Raw genomic sequence first — 15,441 nt, 5'->3', positions numbered from 1 at the left:
GGCGCATCGCTACTTTGAGATAGCCGTCCTCCATGTTTGGTTCCAACGACGACAAGAAGAACCCAGCTGCGGCTGGCGAGAAAAAAGGCCTGTTCGGATGGCTGCGCAAAAAGCCGCAGGAAACCGTCGTCGAACAGCCACAGGTTCAGCCTGAGCCGATTCCCGAACCTATAGTTGACGCCGAACCGGTTGCTGAAATCCCGGCACCGGTGGTGTTGCCGATGGCCGAGCCGGTGTTGCAGCCGGTGGTTGAGGAGGTGCCGGAACCTGAGCCTGAACACAAGCCGTGGCTTGAGCTGCCGGTTGCCGAAGAACCTGTGGCACTGGTCGAGGATGTGCAGGCTGAGCACGTGACGCCGCCGATTCCGCTCGCGGTCGAGCCGGTGGCCGTTGTGGTCGAGTCGTCACCTGTCATCGAAACGCCTGCGCCAGCAGTTGTTGAGCCCGCGCCAGCGCCCGCGCCTGTCGTCGTTGCCGCGCCTGCCGTGATCGAGCCGCCCGCTGCCCCGGAGCCGGTCGCCGCTGCCGCTGAAACCAGCAAAACCGGCTTCTTTGCCCGCCTCAAGCAAGGTCTGAGCAAGACCAGCGCCAGCATCGGCGAAGGCATGGCCAGTCTGTTCCTGGGCAAAAAGGTCATCGATGACGAGCTGCTGGAAGACATCGAAACCCGTCTGCTGACCGCCGACGTGGGCGTCGAAGCCACTGCGGTGATCATCCAGAGCCTGACGCAGAAGGTTGCGCGCAAACAACTGACCGACGCCGACGCGCTCTACAAATCGCTGCAGGCTGAACTGGCCGCGATGCTCAAACCCGTGGAAGCGCCGCTGGTGATCACGCCGAACAAGCCGTTCGTGATCCTGGTCGTCGGTGTCAACGGCGCCGGTAAAACCACCACCATTGGCAAGCTGGCCAAGAAGCTGCAGTCGGAAGGCAAGAAAGTCATGCTCGCCGCCGGCGACACCTTCCGCGCCGCAGCCGTGGAGCAGCTGCAGGTGTGGGGTGAGCGCAACAAGATTCCGGTCATCGCCCAGCACACCGGCGCCGACTCCGCGTCCGTCATCTTCGACGCCGTGCAAGCCGCCAAGGCCCGTAACATCGACGTATTGATTGCCGATACCGCCGGTCGTCTGCACACCAAAGACAACTTGATGGAAGAGTTGAAAAAGGTCCGCCGCGTCATCAGCAAGCTCGACGCCGACGCGCCGCACGAAGTGTTGCTGGTGCTTGACGCCGGCACCGGCCAGAACGCCATCAGCCAGGCCAAACAATTCAACCAGACGGTGCAACTCACCGGCCTGGCATTGACTAAGCTCGACGGCACGGCCAAGGGCGGCGTGATCTTCGCCCTGGCCAAACAGTTCGGGTTGCCGATTCGTTACATCGGCGTCGGTGAAGGTATCGACGACCTGCGCACCTTTGAAGCCGAACCCTTTGTACAGGCACTTTTCGCCGAGCGGGAGCGTTCATGATTCGATTCGAACAGGTCGGTAAACGCTACGCCAACGGGCATGTGGGCTTGCATGAGCTGAGCTTTCGAGTGCGTCGTGGCGAATTCTTGTTTGTAACTGGTCATTCGGGCGCGGGCAAAAGTACGCTGTTGCGGCTGCTGCTGGCCATGGAACGCCCGACCACCGGCAAGTTGCTGCTGGCGGGCCAGGATCTGGCCACCATCAGCAATGCACAGATTCCGTTCCTGCGCCGTCAGATTGGCGTGGTGTTCCAGAATCACCAGTTGCTGTTTGATCGCACCGTGTTCAACAACATTGCGCTGCCGTTGCAGATTCTCGGGCTGTCCAAGGCCGAGATCGTCAAGCGGGTGGACTCGGCCCTGGAGCGTGTGGCGCTGTCGGACAAGACAGACCTGTATCCGGGCGATTTGTCCACCGGCCAGCAACAGCGCGTCGGCATCGCCCGCGCGATTGTTCACCGCCCGGCCTTGCTGCTGGCGGACGAACCTACCGGTAACCTCGACCCGCGCCTGGCGGCCGAGATCATGGGCGTATTCGAAGATATCAATCGCCTGGGCACCAGCGTGCTGATCGCCAGTCACGACCTGGCGCTGATTGCGCGCATGCGCCACCGCATGCTGACCCTGCAACGCGGCCGCCTGATTGGTGATGGGGAGGCCGGCGTATGAGTGCAACACGCAGCCCTAAAGTATCCGAGCGTGTGGCGCCTAAAGCCGCCGACCCGCAGCCGCAGAAGAAAAAACGCGACGAGGACGACGGTCCGGACTTCGGCACGCTGCTGCGCGCCTGGATCGAAAGCCATCGCGCCAGCCTGCTCGACAGCCTGCGCCGCCTGGGCAAGCAACCCATTGGCAGCTTTTTCACCTGCCTGGTGATGGCCGTGGCACTGAGCCTGCCGATGGGTTTGTCGCTGCTTCTTAATAATGTCGAGCGCCTGGGTGGTTCCTGGCAGCGTGCGGCGCAGATTTCGCTGTACCTGAACCTCGACGCCAGCGCCAAAGATGGCGAGAACTTGCGTGATGACATCAAGAACCTGCCGGGTGTGGCGGACGCCGAGTACATCAGTCGCGACCAGGCGCTTGAGGAGTTCCAGCAGCAATCCGGCCTGGGTGAGGCGCTCAAAGAGTTGCCGCAGAACCCGCTGCCGGGCGTGGTGTTGGTAACGCCAAATGAAGTCGACAAGCCGGCGCTGGAGGCCCTGCGACAAAAACTCGCAGAGATGCCGAAGGTACAACAGGCGCAACTTGATCTAGTCTGGGTAGAGCGTCTTGCCGCGATTCTCAAGCTGGGCGACCGCTTTGTGTTCGGCCTGACGGTGTTGTTGGTGTCTGCATTACTTTTGGTGATAGGTAATACCATTCGTCTTCATATTGAAAACCGTCGCACCGAGATAGAAGTGATTAAACTGGTCGGCGGCACGGACAGCTATGTGCGTCGTCCTTTTCTGTACATGGGCGCGCTTTATGGCTTTGGTGCCGGGATTTTGTCCTGGGGCGTGCTGGCTTTTGGCCTTGACTGGCTGAACGACGCGGTAGTCGGGCTTGCCGGCTTGTACGGCAGCGATTTTGCCCTGGCCGGCGTGCCGGTTGCCGATGGGCTGTCACTCTTGCTTGGCGCGGTATTGTTGGGGTATATCGGTGCGTGGATTGCGGTCGCTCGTCACTTACGTGAGCTGGCGCCGAAGTAGTTAATGTCAGATTAATGTGGTTTCGTTTGTATTGACCGTATCAGTGGTTAGGGAACTTGTCCTACGGTTCCCGGTCAATTTTCGCAGTGCTGAACTGCACGAGTTATGTGAGTCGGAGGTTTTTTCGTATGACCACTTCTTTGCAACCTGCTTATGCTCTGGTCCCGGGTGCGAACCTGGAGGCCTATGTGCACACGGTCAACAGCATTCCATTGCTGACGCCCGAGCAGGAGCGTGAACTGGCCGAGAGTCTCTACTATGAGCAGGATTTGGGGGCGGCTCGGCAGATGGTGCTCGCCCACCTGCGTTTTGTCGTACATATCGCCCGTAGCTATAGCGGCTACGGTCTGGCCCAGGCTGACCTGATTCAGGAAGGCAACGTCGGCCTGATGAAGGCTGTAAAACGCTTCAACCCTGAAATGGGTGTGCGTCTGGTGTCGTTTGCTGTGCACTGGATCAAGGCGGAAATTCACGAGTTCATCCTGCGCAACTGGCGCATTGTGAAAGTCGCGACCACCAAAGCCCAGCGCAAGCTGTTCTTCAACCTGCGCAGCCAGAAGAAACGCCTGGCGTGGCTGAACAACGAGGAAGTCCACCGTGTGGCCGAAAGCCTCGGTGTAGAGCCGCGTGAAGTGCGCGAGATGGAAAGCCGCCTGACCGGCCATGACATGGCATTCGACCCGGCCGCCGAAGCGGACGACGACAGCGCCTTCCAGTCGCCGGCCAACTACCTGGAAGACCACCGGTACGACCCGGCGCGTCAACTGGAAGATGCGGACTGGAGCGACAACTCCAACCACAACCTGCACGAAGCGCTGGAAGTGTTGGACGACCGCAGCCGTGACATCCTCTACCAGCGCTGGCTGGCAGAAGAAAAAGCCACGCTGCACGACTTGGCGCAGAAGTACAACGTGTCGGCCGAGCGGATTCGTCAGCTTGAGAAAAGCGCGATGAACAAGCTGAAACTGTCCATCGCCGCCTAAACGCTGGTTTCGGAAATACCACGATCGAATGTGGGAACGGGCTTGCTCGCGAAAGCGCAGTGTCAGTCATCGCAAATGTTGACTGAACCACCGTATTCGCGAGCAAGCACGCTCCCACATTTGTTTTTGTGTTGCGTCAGTGGGTATCAGTCGGACCAGGGTGCCTTGCGCGAATTGTTCAGTTCGACCAGATAACTATCGCCCCCCAACTGGCTCATCTGCTGGCGAATCCAGGCAGCCCGTCGCGCCACATAGGCGGTTGGATGGCTGGCGCTCCATACCCGTGGGTTCGGCAACACCGCCGCCAGGTAACTGGCCTGCTGACGGGAAAGCCCTTTGGCACTCACGCCAAAGTGATGCCGAGCCGCCGCTTCGGCGCCGAACACACCTTCATCCCATTCGACGCTGTTGAGGTACACCTCAAGAATCCGTTGCTTGGGCCAGAACACCTCGATCAACCCGGTAAACCAGGCCTCCAGGCCTTTGCGCAGGTAACTGCGGCCGGTCCACAGAAACAGGTTTTTCGACACTTGCTGGCTCAGGGTGCTGGCGCCGCGAATCGAACCGCCGCGTTCGTTGTGCAGCAGCGCCGCTTGAATCGCGTTAAAATCAAAGCCCCAATGCTGCGGGAAGCGCTGGTCTTCACCGGCCATCACCGCCACTTTGAGGTCGTCGGAGATCTCGTCCCACGCCACCCACGTGCGTTGCAGGTCAATCGGCTCGCCGTCGACCCAGGATTCGACCTTGCGCTCCACCATCAATGCGGTGAACGGTGGCGGCACGACACGAAACAGCAACACCAGCAGCACACTGCCGATGGCAAACCATTTCACGACTTTGAGAAAACGCTTGAAGAGGAGACGCAGCATAGAGATGGCTTGGCCGAACCCGTTGAGCGGGCCATTATACAGACCCGGCCCTTTGAGTCTGACTGGAGTTCCTCATGCTGCGTAGCTTTCTGATGCTGGCTGCCTTTTTCGGCTTCACCGGCGTTGCCCTCGGCGCTTTTGCTGCTCATGCCCTGAAAAACCGCTTGAGCGCCGAGTACCTGGCGATCTTCCATACCGGCGTGACGTACCAACTGGTGCACGCCCTGGCGCTGTTCGGCGTGGCGCTGCTGGCCGCGCACATTCCTGGCCGGCTGGTCAGCTGGGCGGGCATCTCGTTTACCGTCGGTATCCTGCTGTTTTCCGGCAGCTTGTATGCACTGACACTGACCGGCATCAGCAAGCTCGGCATCATTACGCCGTTTGGTGGGCTGGCATTCCTGTTGGGCTGGTTCTTTCTCGGCCTCACCGCATGGCGCCTGCAGGTCATCTGACCGAGGGGCTTGGGCCGACAACGCCAATCGGGCTAGAATGCTGGCCCCTAAAAACGATGGCGGCCCGTGGCATGCGCATTCAGTTGAACGGCGAATCCTTTGAACTGCCCGACGGTGAAACCGTTGCGGCCCTGCTGACCCGTCTGGACTTGACCGGGCGTCGCGTCGCAGTGGAGCTCAACCTGGATATCGTCCCGCGTAGCCTGCACGCCGAGACCGCGCTCACCGAAGGTGATCAGGTCGAAGTGGTCCATGCCATCGGCGGCGGTTAGTCGCCCGGCGCGCCAGCGCGCCAACCCGCATTCTGCAGAACCTCATCCCACCTCGAGGATTTCCCATGAGCATCGTTCGTAGCGACAAGCCCTTCGTTCTGGCCGGTCGTACCTACCAGTCCCGTCTGCTGGTCGGCACCGGCAAGTACCGCGACATGGAAGAAACCCGCCTGGCCATCGAAGCCTCGGGCGCCGAGATCGTTACCTTCGCCGTGCGCCGCACCAACCTCGGGCAGATCGAGGGCGAGCCGAACCTGCTCGAAGTGCTGTCGCCGGACCGCTACACCTTCCTGCCGAACACCGCCGGTTGCTACGACGCGATCGAAGCCGTGCGCACCTGCCGCCTGGCCCGTGAGCTGCTCGACGGCCACAACCTGGTGAAGCTGGAAGTGCTGGCCGACCAGAAAACCCTGTTCCCCAACGTGATCGAAACCCTGAAGGCCGCCGAAACGCTGGTCAAGGAAGGCTTCGACGTGATGGTTTACACCAGCGATGACCCGATCATTGCCCGCCAACTGGCAGAAATCGGCTGCATTGCCGTGATGCCACTGGCCGGTCTGATCGGTTCCGGCCTGGGTATCTGCAACCCGTACAACCTGCAGATCATCCTCGAAGAAGCCAAGATTCCGGTACTGGTGGACGCGGGCGTAGGCACTGCCTCCGACGCCACCATTGCCATGGAGCTGGGTTGCGATGCGGTGCTGATGAACTCGGCCATCGCTCATGCCCAGCAGCCGATCATGATGGCTGAAGCCATGAACCACGCGATCGTCGCGGGCCGCCTGGCCTACCTCGCCGGCCGTATGCCGAAAAAACTCTATGCCAGCGCCTCTTCGCCGCTGGATGGTCTGATCAAGTAAGAGCTATTGATGACTGAATCAAACGAAACGCCGAACACCGTGGAAGAGGGCGACGAGTCCAAGCACCGCCGCATCAAGAGCTTTGTGATGCGCGCGGGCCGTATGACCGAAGGCCAGCAAAAGGGCCTGGAGCAGGGCACGCCGCTGTTCGTTTTGCCATTGGCCGACGCGCCAGTGGACTACGACCAGGTGTTTGGCCGTTCGGCCCCGCGTTCCCTGGAAATCGGTTTCGGCATGGGTCACTCCTTGCTGGAAATGGCCGCGGCCTCGCCGGAGCAGGACTTCATCGGTGTGGAAGTACACCGTCCGGGTGTCGGCGCGTTGCTCAACGGCGTGCTGACCCAAGGCCTGACTAACCTGCGGGTCTATGACTGCGACGCGATTGAAGTGCTCAACCGCTGCATCGCCGACAACAGCCTCGATCGCCTGATGCTGTTCTTCCCGGACCCGTGGCACAAAGCCCGTCACCACAAGCGTCGCATCGTCCAGGCTTCGTTCGCGGAGCTGGTGCGCAGCAAGCTTAAAGTCGGTGGCATCCTGCACATGGCGACCGACTGGGAACCGTACGCCGAGTACATGCTGGAAGTGATGAACGTCGCCCCTGGCTATCGCAACCTGGCCGAGGACGGCAAATGCGTGCCACGCCCGGCTGAGCGTCCGATCACCAAGTTCGAGCGCCGCGGCGAGCGGTTGGGGCATGGCGTTTGGGATCTGAAGTTTGAGAAGGTCGACTGACAAGCCATTAGCGTGGAATACGGTCAAAAAAGTGGGAGCGGGCTTGCTCGCGAAGGCGCTGAATCAGTCGACCTGTAAGGTGACTGACACACCGTTTTCGCGAGCAAGCCCGCTCCCACATTTGTATCCCCGTTGGATTGGCAGTCAGCGGCGGTCTGCGACTACGCCAATCAACACCAGCACCACCACCAACACTGGCGCCAGGCTGTAGTTATTGAACTGGCTCAACCCCCGCACGATCCATGGCGTGGCGTAGATCAACGCCGCACCGCTGCCGATCATGCACACCAGCGCCATCAAGGGGACGCGCAATGCGCCCGCGATACTGCCCAGGCGGGCCTCGACCCAGCCTTTGATATCGGCGCCGAACAACACCAGCAAGCAGCCGACAAGAGCCAGAGAGATTTCCGACAGGTTACTTCGGCTCCAGCGGGATACGGTGGCGAGCAGGTCGAGTACCAAATCCATTCGAATTCCTTAGAGCGTCAGCTCAAAAACTTCTGCAACAGGTCATTGAGAAAGAGTTGCCCGCGGTCGGTCGCCGCCAGGCGTGACGGTTCGACCTGCATTAAGCCACTTTGTTCTGCCTCACGGCGGCCCTCGTCAAGGCTCGCCAGATCAAGGCCGGTGCGCTCGGCGTAGAGCGTGGCGTCGACGCCTTCGGTGAGCCGCAACGCGTTCATGAGGAACTCGAATGGAAGCTCTTCATTGGTCAGTTCTTTCGCCCCGGCCTGAAAGCTTTTGGCCGGGTTGAGGTAGTCCTTGGGTGCTCGGGTCTTCCAGGTGCGCACGATGCGCCCGTCCGGGTGGCTGAGCTTGCCGTGGGCGCCGGCGCCGATGCCGATAAAATCGCCAAAGCTCCAGTAATTCAGGTTATGCCGCGCCGGGCGGCCCGGTTGGGCATACGCCGAGACTTCATATTGCGCGTAACCGTGTTCAGCCAGCAGCGCCTGGCCGGCTTCCTGAATGTCCCACAGCGTGTCATCTTCCGGCAGCGCGGGCGGCTGGTTCCAGAACACGGTGTTGGGTTCCAGGGTCAGCTGATACCAGGACAGGTGCGTCGGCTTGAGGGCGATGGCCTGGCGCAAGTCGCTCAGGGCGTCGTCCAGGGTTTGATCGGGCAAGCCATGCATCAGGTCCAGGTTGAAGTTATCAAACCCGGCCTGGCGCGCCATGCCGGCGGCGCGCACGGCTTCGTCACCGTTGTGAATACGGCCCAGGGCTTCGAGCTTCTCCTGCTGGAAACTCTGGATGCCGATGGACAGGCGGTTGATGCCCAGCGCGCGGTAGGCCACGAACTTCTCTTGCTCGAAGGTCCCGGGGTTGGCTTCCAGGGTGATTTCGATGTCGTCGGCAAACGGGATGCGTGCTTCCACGCCCTTGAGCAAACGGCCCAGCGCAGCAGCGCTGAACAAGCTTGGCGTGCCGCCACCGAAGAAGATCGAACTGAGTTCACGGCCATAAACCGCGTGCAGGTCTTGATCAAGGTCAGCCAGCAACGCGTCCACGTACTCTTCTTCCGGCAGCACTTTGCTGGCGGTGTGGGAGTTGAAGTCGCAATACGGGCATTTGCGCACGCACCATGGAATGTGGATATACAGCGCCAAGGGCGGCAGGTGCGGCAGGGCCGCCCGAGGCGTTTGCGCGCCGCCGTGGATCAGCGGCTGCGCGGAGGTGTTCTGGGTCATTTCAGGCTCAGGCGTTGGCGCAGCAAATCCATTGCGCGGGCGCGGTGGCTGATCTGGTTCTTGTCGGCCGGGCTCAGTTCGGCGCTGGAAACATTACGCTCCGGCACCCAGAACAGCGGATCGTAGCCAAACCCGTGCTCGCCACTGGCCGCATGCAGGATGCGCCCATGCCACAGGCCTTCGCAGAGGATCGGCAGCGGGTCGTCGGCGTGGCGCACCAGCGCCAGCACACAGACAAACTGCGCACCGCGCATCGCGTCCGGCACGTCCTTGAGAGCGTCCAGCAACTTGGCGTTGTTGGCCGCGTCGCCCTTGCCGTCGGCATACCGCGCCGAATAAATGCCAGGTGCTCCGCCCAAGAAGTCCACCGCCAGGCCCGAATCATCCGCCAGCGCCGGCAAACCGGAGATACGCGCGGCGTTGCGGGCCTTGAGAATCGCGTTTTCGACAAACGACAGGCCGGTTTCTTCCGGCTCGACCTGGCTGAACTCGCCGATCGAGCGCAGTTGCACGCAATTACCGAGCATCGCCTGGAGTTCTTTGAGTTTGCCCGCGTTATGGCTGGCCAGTACGAGTTGTGTGAGGTTCATCAGTCGGCCGGAAACAGTTCTTGGTTGAATTGGAAACCGTGGGCTTTGCCGCCGGTTTCAACATTGATGGTGAAAATCTTGGTTTCCTGCTGTGGCACCGCGTACTGGGCGACATACAGCGTGGAGCCGTTCTGGATGATTTTCTTGAACGTGAGCATCTCGCTCTTGCCGCCCAGGTCTTTGATCGTGCCGGTGACGGTTGCGTCGATCGGTTCGACGCCCTTGTTCACGAACACATTGATCATGCCCAGCTCTTTGCTGCGTACGATCCCGGCTTCCTGAGCCATTTCCGGCGTCAGGAAACTCGTGGTCAGGGTGTTGTAATGCACCGTGATATCGCCGAATTCTTTCTGGCGATTACCATCGATGGCATCCGCCGCCATGGCGCTGACGCCCAGGCATGCGGTGAGTAGAAATACAGCCAAACGACTCATGTTCGTCCTCCTTGAAAATGGTTAGACGGCAATTTGATGGTCCGTGAGGCCAGGACTGCTGACGCGGTAGATCCCGATTTCGCCCAACAGATTGGGCCATAGCTTACTCGCCCAGCCGTGGCGATGCTGTTGATCGACGGCAAGGCGGTTGATGACTTTGGCCTCACGCTCTCCGCACAAGGCTTCGAAGTCTTCGAAGGTGCAGAAGTGGATGTTCGGGGTGTTGTACCACGTGTACGGCAGGAAGTCCGACACCGGCATCCGGCCCTTGGTGGCCAGGTACCAGCGGCAGCGCCAGTGGCCGAAGTTGGGGAAGGTGATGATGCATTGGCGGCCCACACGCAGCATTTCGTCGAGAATACGGTCCGGGTAGTGCACGGCTTGCAGGGCCTGGGTCATCACCACGATGTCGAAGCTGTTGCTGGCAAAGTTGCCCAGGCCCTTGTCCAGGTCCTGCTCGATCACGTTGATGCCCTTGGCCACGCATTGGGCAATGTTGTCCGGGTCATTTTCCAGGCCGTAGCCGGTGACTTGCTTGTTGTCGCGCAGCCAGCTCAGCAGTTCGCCATCACCGCAACCGAGGTCGAGCACGCGGCTGCCGGCGGGGATCCAGTCTTGGATGATTTCCAGGTCGGCTCTCATGGCGTTCTCACAGAGTTATGCGGTTCATGTAATTGCTGAAAGCCTGCAGGTAGCGCGGGATCGGAATCAGGAAGGCGTCATGGCCTTGCGGAGCATCGATCTCCAGGTAGCAGACATCTTTCTTGGCGGCCATCAGCGCGTCCACCAGCTCACGGGAGCGGGCCGGCGAGAAGCGCCAGTCGGTGGTGAACGACATCACGCAGAACTTGGCGCTGGCACCCTCAAAGGTTTTCGCCAGGTCGTCGTTGAAGTTGGCGGCCGGGTCGAAGTAGTCCAGCGCCTTGGTCATCAGCAGGTAGGTGTTGGCGTCGAAACGCCCGGAAAACTCCTCGCCCTGATAGCGCAGGTAGCTTTCAACCTGGAACTCGACGCTGTGGAAGTCGTAGTTGAGCTTCTCGCTCTTGAGGCCACGGCCGAATTTTTCGCCCATGGAGTCATCGGACAGGTAAGTGATGTGCCCGACCATGCGCGCGAGCATCAAGCCACGCTTGGGGATTACGCCCGCTTCCTGGAACGAGCCGCCGTGGAACTCGGGATCGGTGAGGATGGCCTGGCGCGCCACTTCGTTGAAAGCAATGTTCTGCGCCGACAGTTTCGGCGCCGAAGCGATTGCCAGGCAATGGCGCACGCGGTCCGGGTAGGAGATGGTCCATTGCAGCGCTTGCATGCCGCCCAGGCTGCCGCCGATCACTGCAGCCCACTGGCCGATGCCCAGCAGGTCAGCCAGACGCGCCTGGCTGTGCACCCAGTCTTCCACGGTCAGCACAGGGAAATCCGCGCCGAACGGTTTGCCGGTTTCCGGGTTGAGGCTGCTCGGGCCGGTGGAGCCGTTGCAGCCGCCGAGGTTGTTCAGGCTGACCACAAAGAATTTGTTGGTGTCGATGGGCTTGCCGGGGCCGATGCAGCTGTCCCACCAGCCGGGCTTGCGCTCGTCGGCACTGTGGAAACCGGCGGCGTGATGATGGCCGGACAAGGCATGGCAGATCAGCACGGCGTTGCTCGCCGTGGCGTTTAGTTGGCCATAGGTTTCGTAGATCAGGTCATAGGCCGGCAGCGAACGGCCGCAGGCCAGGGCCAGCGGTTCGCTGAAGTGCGCCACTTGGGGCACGACCAGTCCAACAGAATCGGGGGGGAAGGCAGCTGGCATCGACCCTGCTCTCGTTTAAATGAGGCGTAAGTCTAAAGACCGCTGCACCTAGCGGCAAGCAAAGGCCTGCGCCCGTACAAAGATACAAATGTGGGAGGGGGCTTGTGTGGGAGCTGGCTTGCCTGCGATGCAGTCACCTCGGTGTTTCAGTCACACCGCAGTGATGCAATCGCAGGCAAGCCAGCTTCCCCAAAAGCGGCTTGCACAGTGATCCGCCAGGAATCAAATCAGTCCGAACAGCTCCTTGGGCATGAACGCGTAGTAGGCCAGGCGCGGGATCACCCAGCTTTGCAGCAGCTGGATCGCGATAAACGCGAAGATCGGCGAGATATCCAGGCCGCCCAGGTTCGGGATCAACCGACGGAACGGCGCCAGCACCGGTTCGGTGATCTGGGCCACCAGCTCCGCGCCAGGGCTACGGCTGCCGGGTGCGACCCACGAGAGGATCACGCTGATGATCATCGACCAGAAGATGATCTTCAAAAACAGCGAGAAGATACCGATCAGGCCCCATGGCAACAGCAGCGGGGTGAAGGCCTGGTAGCCGTTGAGCATCAGGATCACCACAAACAGCAAAATCTGCAGCAGCAGCGCCAGCACCAGCGATGACATGTCCAGGCCGAACAGGCTTGGGATCACGCGGCGCAGCGGTTTGAGTAGCGGTTGGGTGGCTTTCACCACGAACTGGCAGAGCGGGTTGTAGAAGTTCGCCCGCACCAATTGCAGGATAAAGCGCATCAGCACGATCAGCAGGTACAGGCTGCCCAAGGTCTGGATGATGAAAATGGCAGCGTCATTGATTCCGAGCATGTTTGTTTCCTATCGGGTCCAGTTGCAGGGGACGACTATTTGCCCAGTTGCTCGGCCATCTCGGCCGAACGATGTGCCGCAGCACCCAGGGCTTTTTCCACCAGGGCTTCAAAGCCACCGGCCTGGAACGATTCAATGGCCGCTTGCGTAGTGCCACCCGGCGACGTTACGCGGCGGCGCAGTTCGGCGGCGTCCACGTCGCTGTCGACGGCCATGTTGGCGGCGCCGAGCGCGGTTTGCTCAGCCAGTTGCTCAGCCACTTCGTGTGGCAGGCCCAGTTTCACGCCGGCGGCGGTCATGGCTTCGATCAACAGAAAGAAGTACGCCGGGCCGCTGCCGGAAACGGCGGTGACCGCATCCAGTTGCTGCTCTTGCTCCAGCCACACGGCGATGCCGACGGCGGACAACAGTTCTTGCGCCTGATCGCGTTGCTCGGCCGTCACTTCGGCGGTGGCGTACAGGCCGCTCACGCCCTTGCGCAGCAGCGCCGGGGTGTTGGGCATGCAGCGCACGATTGGCTGTTCACCGAGCCAGGTGTTCATGCTGGCGCAGGTGATGCCGGCAGCGATGGAGACCACCAACTGATGCGGTTGCAGGCTTGGCCGCAGGCTTTCGCACACGGTCTTCATGGCCTGCGGCTTGACCGCCAGTACGATCACGTCAACGCCCTGGATCGCCTCGGCGTTGTCGGCAAAGGTTTCAATGCCGTGCTCAGTGCTGACGCGGGCGCGGGTGTCGGCGCCCGGGTCGCTGGCGCGGATCTGGGAGGCTTCGAGGCCTTTGGCCCGCAGGCCACCGATCAGGCTGGCCGCCATGTTACCGGCGCCGATTAAGGCAATACGCGTGTTGCTCATGACAGGTCCTTATTCAGAGGAAAGTCAGCCATTTCACGGCTGGCCGTAGTCGCGGGCGCCAAACAGGGCGGTACCGATCCGCACCCAGGTGGCGCCTTGGGCGATGGCCGACTCGAGGTCGTGGCTCATGCCCATGGAAAGTGTGTCCAGCGGCAGATTCAGGCTGGCTTGCAGGTCTCTCACCGCTGCGAACGCCGCCTCTTGTGCGGCGCGCTCTTCAGTCGGCTCGGGGATCGCCATCAAGCCGCGCAGTTTCAGGCGCGGCAAAGCGCTGATCGCATGGGCCAGAGCCGGCAGATCGGCGGGCGTACAGCCGGATTTGCTGGCTTCGCCACTGACGTTGACCTGGATGCAGATGTTCAGCGGCGGCAGGTCGGCCGGGCGTTGTTCGGACAGGCGTTGAGCGATTTTCAAGCGGTCCACGGAATGTACCCAAGCGAAGTTCTCGGCGATCGCACGAGTCTTGTTCGATTGAATGGGGCCAATGAAGTGCCAACTCAAGGGCAGGTCGGTTAATTGCGCCTGTTTGCCCAAGGCTTCCTGCAGGTAGTTCTCGCCAAAATCGTGCATCCCGGCGGCGTAGGCCTCGCGCACGGCTTGCGCGGGTTTGGTCTTGCTCACGGCCAGCAGGTGGATGCTGTTTTCGTCACGTTGCACGGCGTGGGCCGCGGCACGGATCCGCTCGCTAACCAGGCCAATGTTGTCTGCTATCGTCGACATTCAAGATGCACCCGTGGATATGGAGTCCGCGGCATTCTACTGGAAATGGAAAGCCCTATGGATATCACTGAATTGCTGACGGCCAGCGTGCGCCGTGGCGCCTCCGACCTGCATTTGTCGGCCGGCCTGGCACCGATGCTGCGTGTCGATGGCGAGGTCTGGCCGCTGGAAGGCCCGGTGCTCACGCCCCCGCAAGTTGCGGACTTATTGAGCCCTTTGCTCAACAGCTACCAACAAAAGGATTTCAAAACATCTCTTGAAACCGATTTTGCCTTTGAACTGCCGAGCGTGGCGCGGTTCCGGGTGAACGTATTTCAGCAGGACCGCGGCATGGGGGCGGTGTTTCGCACCATTCCCGCCCAGGTGCGGAGCCTTGAAAGCCTCGGGCTGGGGGCGGTGTTCCAGCGGATCGCGCAACTGCCGCGCGGCCTGGTGCTGGTCACCGGGCCGACCGGGTCGGGCAAGTCCACCACGCTGGCGGCGATGATCGACTACTTAAACGGGCATCGACGCCAGCACATCCTCACCCTCGAAGACCCCATCGAATTTATCCACAGGCCGAAAATGGCCTTGATCAACCAGCGCCAGGTGCACCGCGATACCCACAGCTTTTCGGCGGCGCTGCGTTCGGCTCTGCGTGAGGACCCGGATGTGATTCTGGTGGGCGAATTGCGCGACCTTGAGACCATCCGCCTGGCGCTGACCGCCGCTGAGACCGGGCACCTGGTATTTGGCACCCTGCACACCACGTCGGCCGCAAAGAGCGTGGACCGGCTGGTGGACGTGTTCCCGGCAGCGGAAAAGGCCATGGTGCGCTCGATGCTCTCGGAATCGTTGCAGGCGGTGGTGTCGCAAGTGCTGGTCAAGAAAATCGGCGGCGGGCGGGTGGCGGCTCACGAGATCATGCTGGGGACACCGGCTATTCGTAACTTGATCCGCGAAGACAAAGTGGCGCAGATGGTCTCGGCGATCCAGACCGGTGGGGCACTGGGGATGAAAACGTTGGACATGAGCTTGAAGGCGTTGGTCAGCGAGGGGCTGATCAGCCGGGAAGATGCGCGGGGGCAGGCGAGGGTGCCTGGGGATATTTGAGGTCTTGCGGGCAATGAAAATCAAATGTGGGAGCGGGCTTGCCCGCGAATGCGCAGTGTCAGTCACCATCTTGGTTGACCGATCTAACGCATTCGCGAGCAAGCCCGCTCCCACATTGGTTACCGCATATCAGACTG

The 15,441-nt window shown here is 61.1% G+C and carries 19 protein-coding genes; 9 read left to right on the top strand and 10 right to left on the bottom strand.

Translation table 11 applies throughout. From position 1 onward, the window contains the following. The first annotated feature begins 32 nt into the window (after positions 1-32). The 4 genes from ftsY (at position 33) to rpoH (ending at position 4,139) form a co-directional block, all read left to right on the top strand. Complete coding sequence (ftsY, locus tag C4J83_RS28520; RefSeq protein ID WP_124418665.1) at positions 33-1,469, top strand: signal recognition particle-docking protein FtsY; 1,437 nt, start codon at positions 33-35, stop codon at positions 1,467-1,469. Next, positions 1,466-2,137 (top strand): cell division ATP-binding protein FtsE, encoded by a 672-nt coding sequence (gene ftsE / locus C4J83_RS28515; RefSeq protein WP_003213784.1) that lies wholly within the window; start codon positions 1,466-1,468, stop codon positions 2,135-2,137. The genes ftsY and ftsE overlap by 4 nt, the downstream gene beginning before the upstream one ends. After that, the gene (gene ftsX / locus C4J83_RS28510; RefSeq protein ID WP_106575690.1) at positions 2,134-3,156 is read left to right on the top strand and encodes a permease-like cell division protein FtsX; all 1,023 of its coding nucleotides are present in this window, start codon (positions 2,134-2,136) and stop codon (positions 3,154-3,156) included. The genes ftsE and ftsX overlap by 4 nt, the downstream gene beginning before the upstream one ends. Before the next feature lie 128 nt (positions 3,157-3,284). Beyond that, positions 3,285-4,139, top strand: coding sequence for an RNA polymerase sigma factor RpoH (rpoH, locus tag C4J83_RS28505; protein ID WP_003176698.1), 855 nt, complete (start codon positions 3,285-3,287; stop codon positions 4,137-4,139). A 146-nt stretch (positions 4,140-4,285) separates the two neighbouring features. Here rpoH and mtgA read toward each other — a convergent pair whose 3' ends face one another. Beyond that, entirely contained in the window at positions 4,286-5,008 is a 723-nt protein-coding gene (gene mtgA, locus C4J83_RS28500) for a monofunctional biosynthetic peptidoglycan transglycosylase (protein ID WP_124418664.1), read from the bottom strand. A 74-nt stretch (positions 5,009-5,082) separates the two neighbouring features. Between mtgA and C4J83_RS28495 the strand changes: the two genes are divergently transcribed. The 4 genes from C4J83_RS28495 (at position 5,083) to trmB (ending at position 7,327) form a co-directional block, all read left to right on the top strand. Next, entirely contained in the window at positions 5,083-5,460 is a 378-nt protein-coding gene (locus C4J83_RS28495; protein WP_106575688.1) for a DUF423 domain-containing protein, read from the top strand. Positions 5,461-5,531: 71 nt separating this feature from the next. Beyond that, positions 5,532-5,732 carry a sulfur carrier protein ThiS gene (thiS, locus tag C4J83_RS28490; protein WP_015886354.1) on the top strand — a complete coding sequence of 67 codons (201 nt, stop codon included), beginning with the start codon at positions 5,532-5,534 and terminating at the stop codon, positions 5,730-5,732. 65 nt (positions 5,733-5,797) lie between these two features. Next, a complete protein-coding gene (locus tag C4J83_RS28485; RefSeq protein WP_015886353.1) occupies positions 5,798-6,592 on the top strand; it encodes a thiazole synthase in 795 nt (264 codons plus the stop codon). Between the two features lie 9 nt (positions 6,593-6,601). Next, entirely contained in the window at positions 6,602-7,327 is a 726-nt protein-coding gene (gene trmB / locus C4J83_RS28480; RefSeq protein WP_106575687.1) for a tRNA (guanosine(46)-N7)-methyltransferase TrmB, read from the top strand. A 144-nt stretch (positions 7,328-7,471) separates the two neighbouring features. Here trmB and C4J83_RS28475 read toward each other — a convergent pair whose 3' ends face one another. The 9 genes from C4J83_RS28475 to C4J83_RS28435 form a co-directional block, all read right to left on the bottom strand. Beyond that, on the bottom strand, positions 7,472-7,795 hold the full coding sequence (locus C4J83_RS28475; RefSeq protein WP_016972961.1) for a DUF3392 domain-containing protein: 324 nt from the start codon (positions 7,793-7,795) through the stop codon (positions 7,472-7,474). A gap of 17 nt (positions 7,796-7,812) precedes the next feature. Further along, complete coding sequence (gene hemW, locus C4J83_RS28470) at positions 7,813-9,015, bottom strand: radical SAM family heme chaperone HemW (protein ID WP_124418663.1); 1,203 nt, start codon at positions 9,013-9,015, stop codon at positions 7,813-7,815. Then, positions 9,012-9,608 carry an RdgB/HAM1 family non-canonical purine NTP pyrophosphatase gene (gene rdgB / locus C4J83_RS28465; RefSeq protein WP_119737443.1) on the bottom strand — a complete coding sequence of 199 codons (597 nt, stop codon included), beginning with the start codon at positions 9,606-9,608 and terminating at the stop codon, positions 9,012-9,014. Before rdgB ends, hemW begins: the two co-directional genes overlap by 4 nt. Next, the gene (locus C4J83_RS28460) at positions 9,605-10,039 is read right to left on the bottom strand and encodes a DUF4426 domain-containing protein (RefSeq protein ID WP_106575685.1); all 435 of its coding nucleotides are present in this window, start codon (positions 10,037-10,039) and stop codon (positions 9,605-9,607) included. Before C4J83_RS28460 ends, rdgB begins: the two co-directional genes overlap by 4 nt. A 21-nt stretch (positions 10,040-10,060) precedes the next feature. Further along, the gene (gene metW / locus C4J83_RS28455) at positions 10,061-10,681 is read right to left on the bottom strand and encodes a methionine biosynthesis protein MetW (RefSeq protein ID WP_003213768.1); all 621 of its coding nucleotides are present in this window, start codon (positions 10,679-10,681) and stop codon (positions 10,061-10,063) included. A 7-nt stretch (positions 10,682-10,688) separates the two neighbouring features. Next, positions 10,689-11,828, bottom strand: coding sequence for a homoserine O-succinyltransferase MetX (gene metX, locus C4J83_RS28450; protein ID WP_106575683.1), 1,140 nt, complete (start codon positions 11,826-11,828; stop codon positions 10,689-10,691). Between the two features lie 222 nt (positions 11,829-12,050). Then, positions 12,051-12,638, bottom strand: a complete 588-nt coding sequence (locus tag C4J83_RS28445; protein WP_106575682.1) for a YggT family protein — start codon at positions 12,636-12,638, stop codon at positions 12,051-12,053. 35 nt (positions 12,639-12,673) lie between these two features. Next, positions 12,674-13,492 carry a pyrroline-5-carboxylate reductase gene (gene proC / locus C4J83_RS28440; RefSeq protein ID WP_124418662.1) on the bottom strand — a complete coding sequence of 273 codons (819 nt, stop codon included), beginning with the start codon at positions 13,490-13,492 and terminating at the stop codon, positions 12,674-12,676. A gap of 33 nt (positions 13,493-13,525) precedes the next feature. After that, complete coding sequence (locus C4J83_RS28435; protein ID WP_124418661.1) at positions 13,526-14,212, bottom strand: YggS family pyridoxal phosphate-dependent enzyme; 687 nt, start codon at positions 14,210-14,212, stop codon at positions 13,526-13,528. A 57-nt stretch (positions 14,213-14,269) separates the two neighbouring features. On the opposite strand from C4J83_RS28435, the gene C4J83_RS28430 reads away from it, so the two are divergent. Further along, positions 14,270-15,304: a type IV pilus twitching motility protein PilT gene (locus C4J83_RS28430; protein ID WP_119737449.1), complete on the top strand. Its 1,035-nt coding sequence runs from the start codon at positions 14,270-14,272 to the stop codon at positions 15,302-15,304. Positions 15,305-15,441: the final 137 nt, after the last annotated feature.

Origin of the sequence: Pseudomonas sp. LBUM920 (assembly GCF_003852315.1) — a bacterium.
Taxonomy (GTDB): Bacteria; Pseudomonadota; Gammaproteobacteria; order Pseudomonadales; family Pseudomonadaceae; genus Aquipseudomonas.
This window is presented reverse-complemented; position numbering and strand designations above follow the sequence as displayed.

What these genes read in the sequence shown, in the direction of transcription:
- ftsY (WP_124418665.1), top strand. Translation starts at nt 33, where the DNA reads ATGTTTGGTTCCAACGACGACAAGAAGAACCCAGCTGCGGCTGGCGAG.
- ftsE (WP_003213784.1), top strand. Translation starts at nt 1,466, where the DNA reads ATGATTCGATTCGAACAGGTCGGTAAACGCTACGCCAACGGGCATGTG.
- ftsX (WP_106575690.1), top strand. Translation starts at nt 2,134, where the DNA reads ATGAGTGCAACACGCAGCCCTAAAGTATCCGAGCGTGTGGCGCCTAAA.
- rpoH (WP_003176698.1), top strand. Translation starts at nt 3,285, where the DNA reads ATGACCACTTCTTTGCAACCTGCTTATGCTCTGGTCCCGGGTGCGAAC.
- mtgA (WP_124418664.1), bottom strand. Translation starts at nt 5,008, where the DNA reads ATGCTGCGTCTCCTCTTCAAGCGTTTTCTCAAAGTCGTGAAATGGTTT.
- C4J83_RS28495 (WP_106575688.1), top strand. Translation starts at nt 5,083, where the DNA reads ATGCTGCGTAGCTTTCTGATGCTGGCTGCCTTTTTCGGCTTCACCGGC.
- thiS (WP_015886354.1), top strand. Translation starts at nt 5,532, where the DNA reads ATGCGCATTCAGTTGAACGGCGAATCCTTTGAACTGCCCGACGGTGAA.
- C4J83_RS28485 (WP_015886353.1), top strand. Translation starts at nt 5,798, where the DNA reads ATGAGCATCGTTCGTAGCGACAAGCCCTTCGTTCTGGCCGGTCGTACC.
- trmB (WP_106575687.1), top strand. Translation starts at nt 6,602, where the DNA reads ATGACTGAATCAAACGAAACGCCGAACACCGTGGAAGAGGGCGACGAG.
- C4J83_RS28475 (WP_016972961.1), bottom strand. Translation starts at nt 7,795, where the DNA reads ATGGATTTGGTACTCGACCTGCTCGCCACCGTATCCCGCTGGAGCCGA.
- hemW (WP_124418663.1), bottom strand. Translation starts at nt 9,015, where the DNA reads ATGACCCAGAACACCTCCGCGCAGCCGCTGATCCACGGCGGCGCGCAA.
- C4J83_RS28460 (WP_106575685.1), bottom strand. Translation starts at nt 10,039, where the DNA reads ATGAGTCGTTTGGCTGTATTTCTACTCACCGCATGCCTGGGCGTCAGC.
- metW (WP_003213768.1), bottom strand. Translation starts at nt 10,681, where the DNA reads ATGAGAGCCGACCTGGAAATCATCCAAGACTGGATCCCCGCCGGCAGC.
- metX (WP_106575683.1), bottom strand. Translation starts at nt 11,828, where the DNA reads ATGCCAGCTGCCTTCCCCCCCGATTCTGTTGGACTGGTCGTGCCCCAA.
- C4J83_RS28445 (WP_106575682.1), bottom strand. Translation starts at nt 12,638, where the DNA reads ATGCTCGGAATCAATGACGCTGCCATTTTCATCATCCAGACCTTGGGC.
- proC (WP_124418662.1), bottom strand. Translation starts at nt 13,492, where the DNA reads ATGAGCAACACGCGTATTGCCTTAATCGGCGCCGGTAACATGGCGGCC.
- C4J83_RS28435 (WP_124418661.1), bottom strand. Translation starts at nt 14,212, where the DNA reads ATGTCGACGATAGCAGACAACATTGGCCTGGTTAGCGAGCGGATCCGT.
- C4J83_RS28430 (WP_119737449.1), top strand. Translation starts at nt 14,270, where the DNA reads ATGGATATCACTGAATTGCTGACGGCCAGCGTGCGCCGTGGCGCCTCC.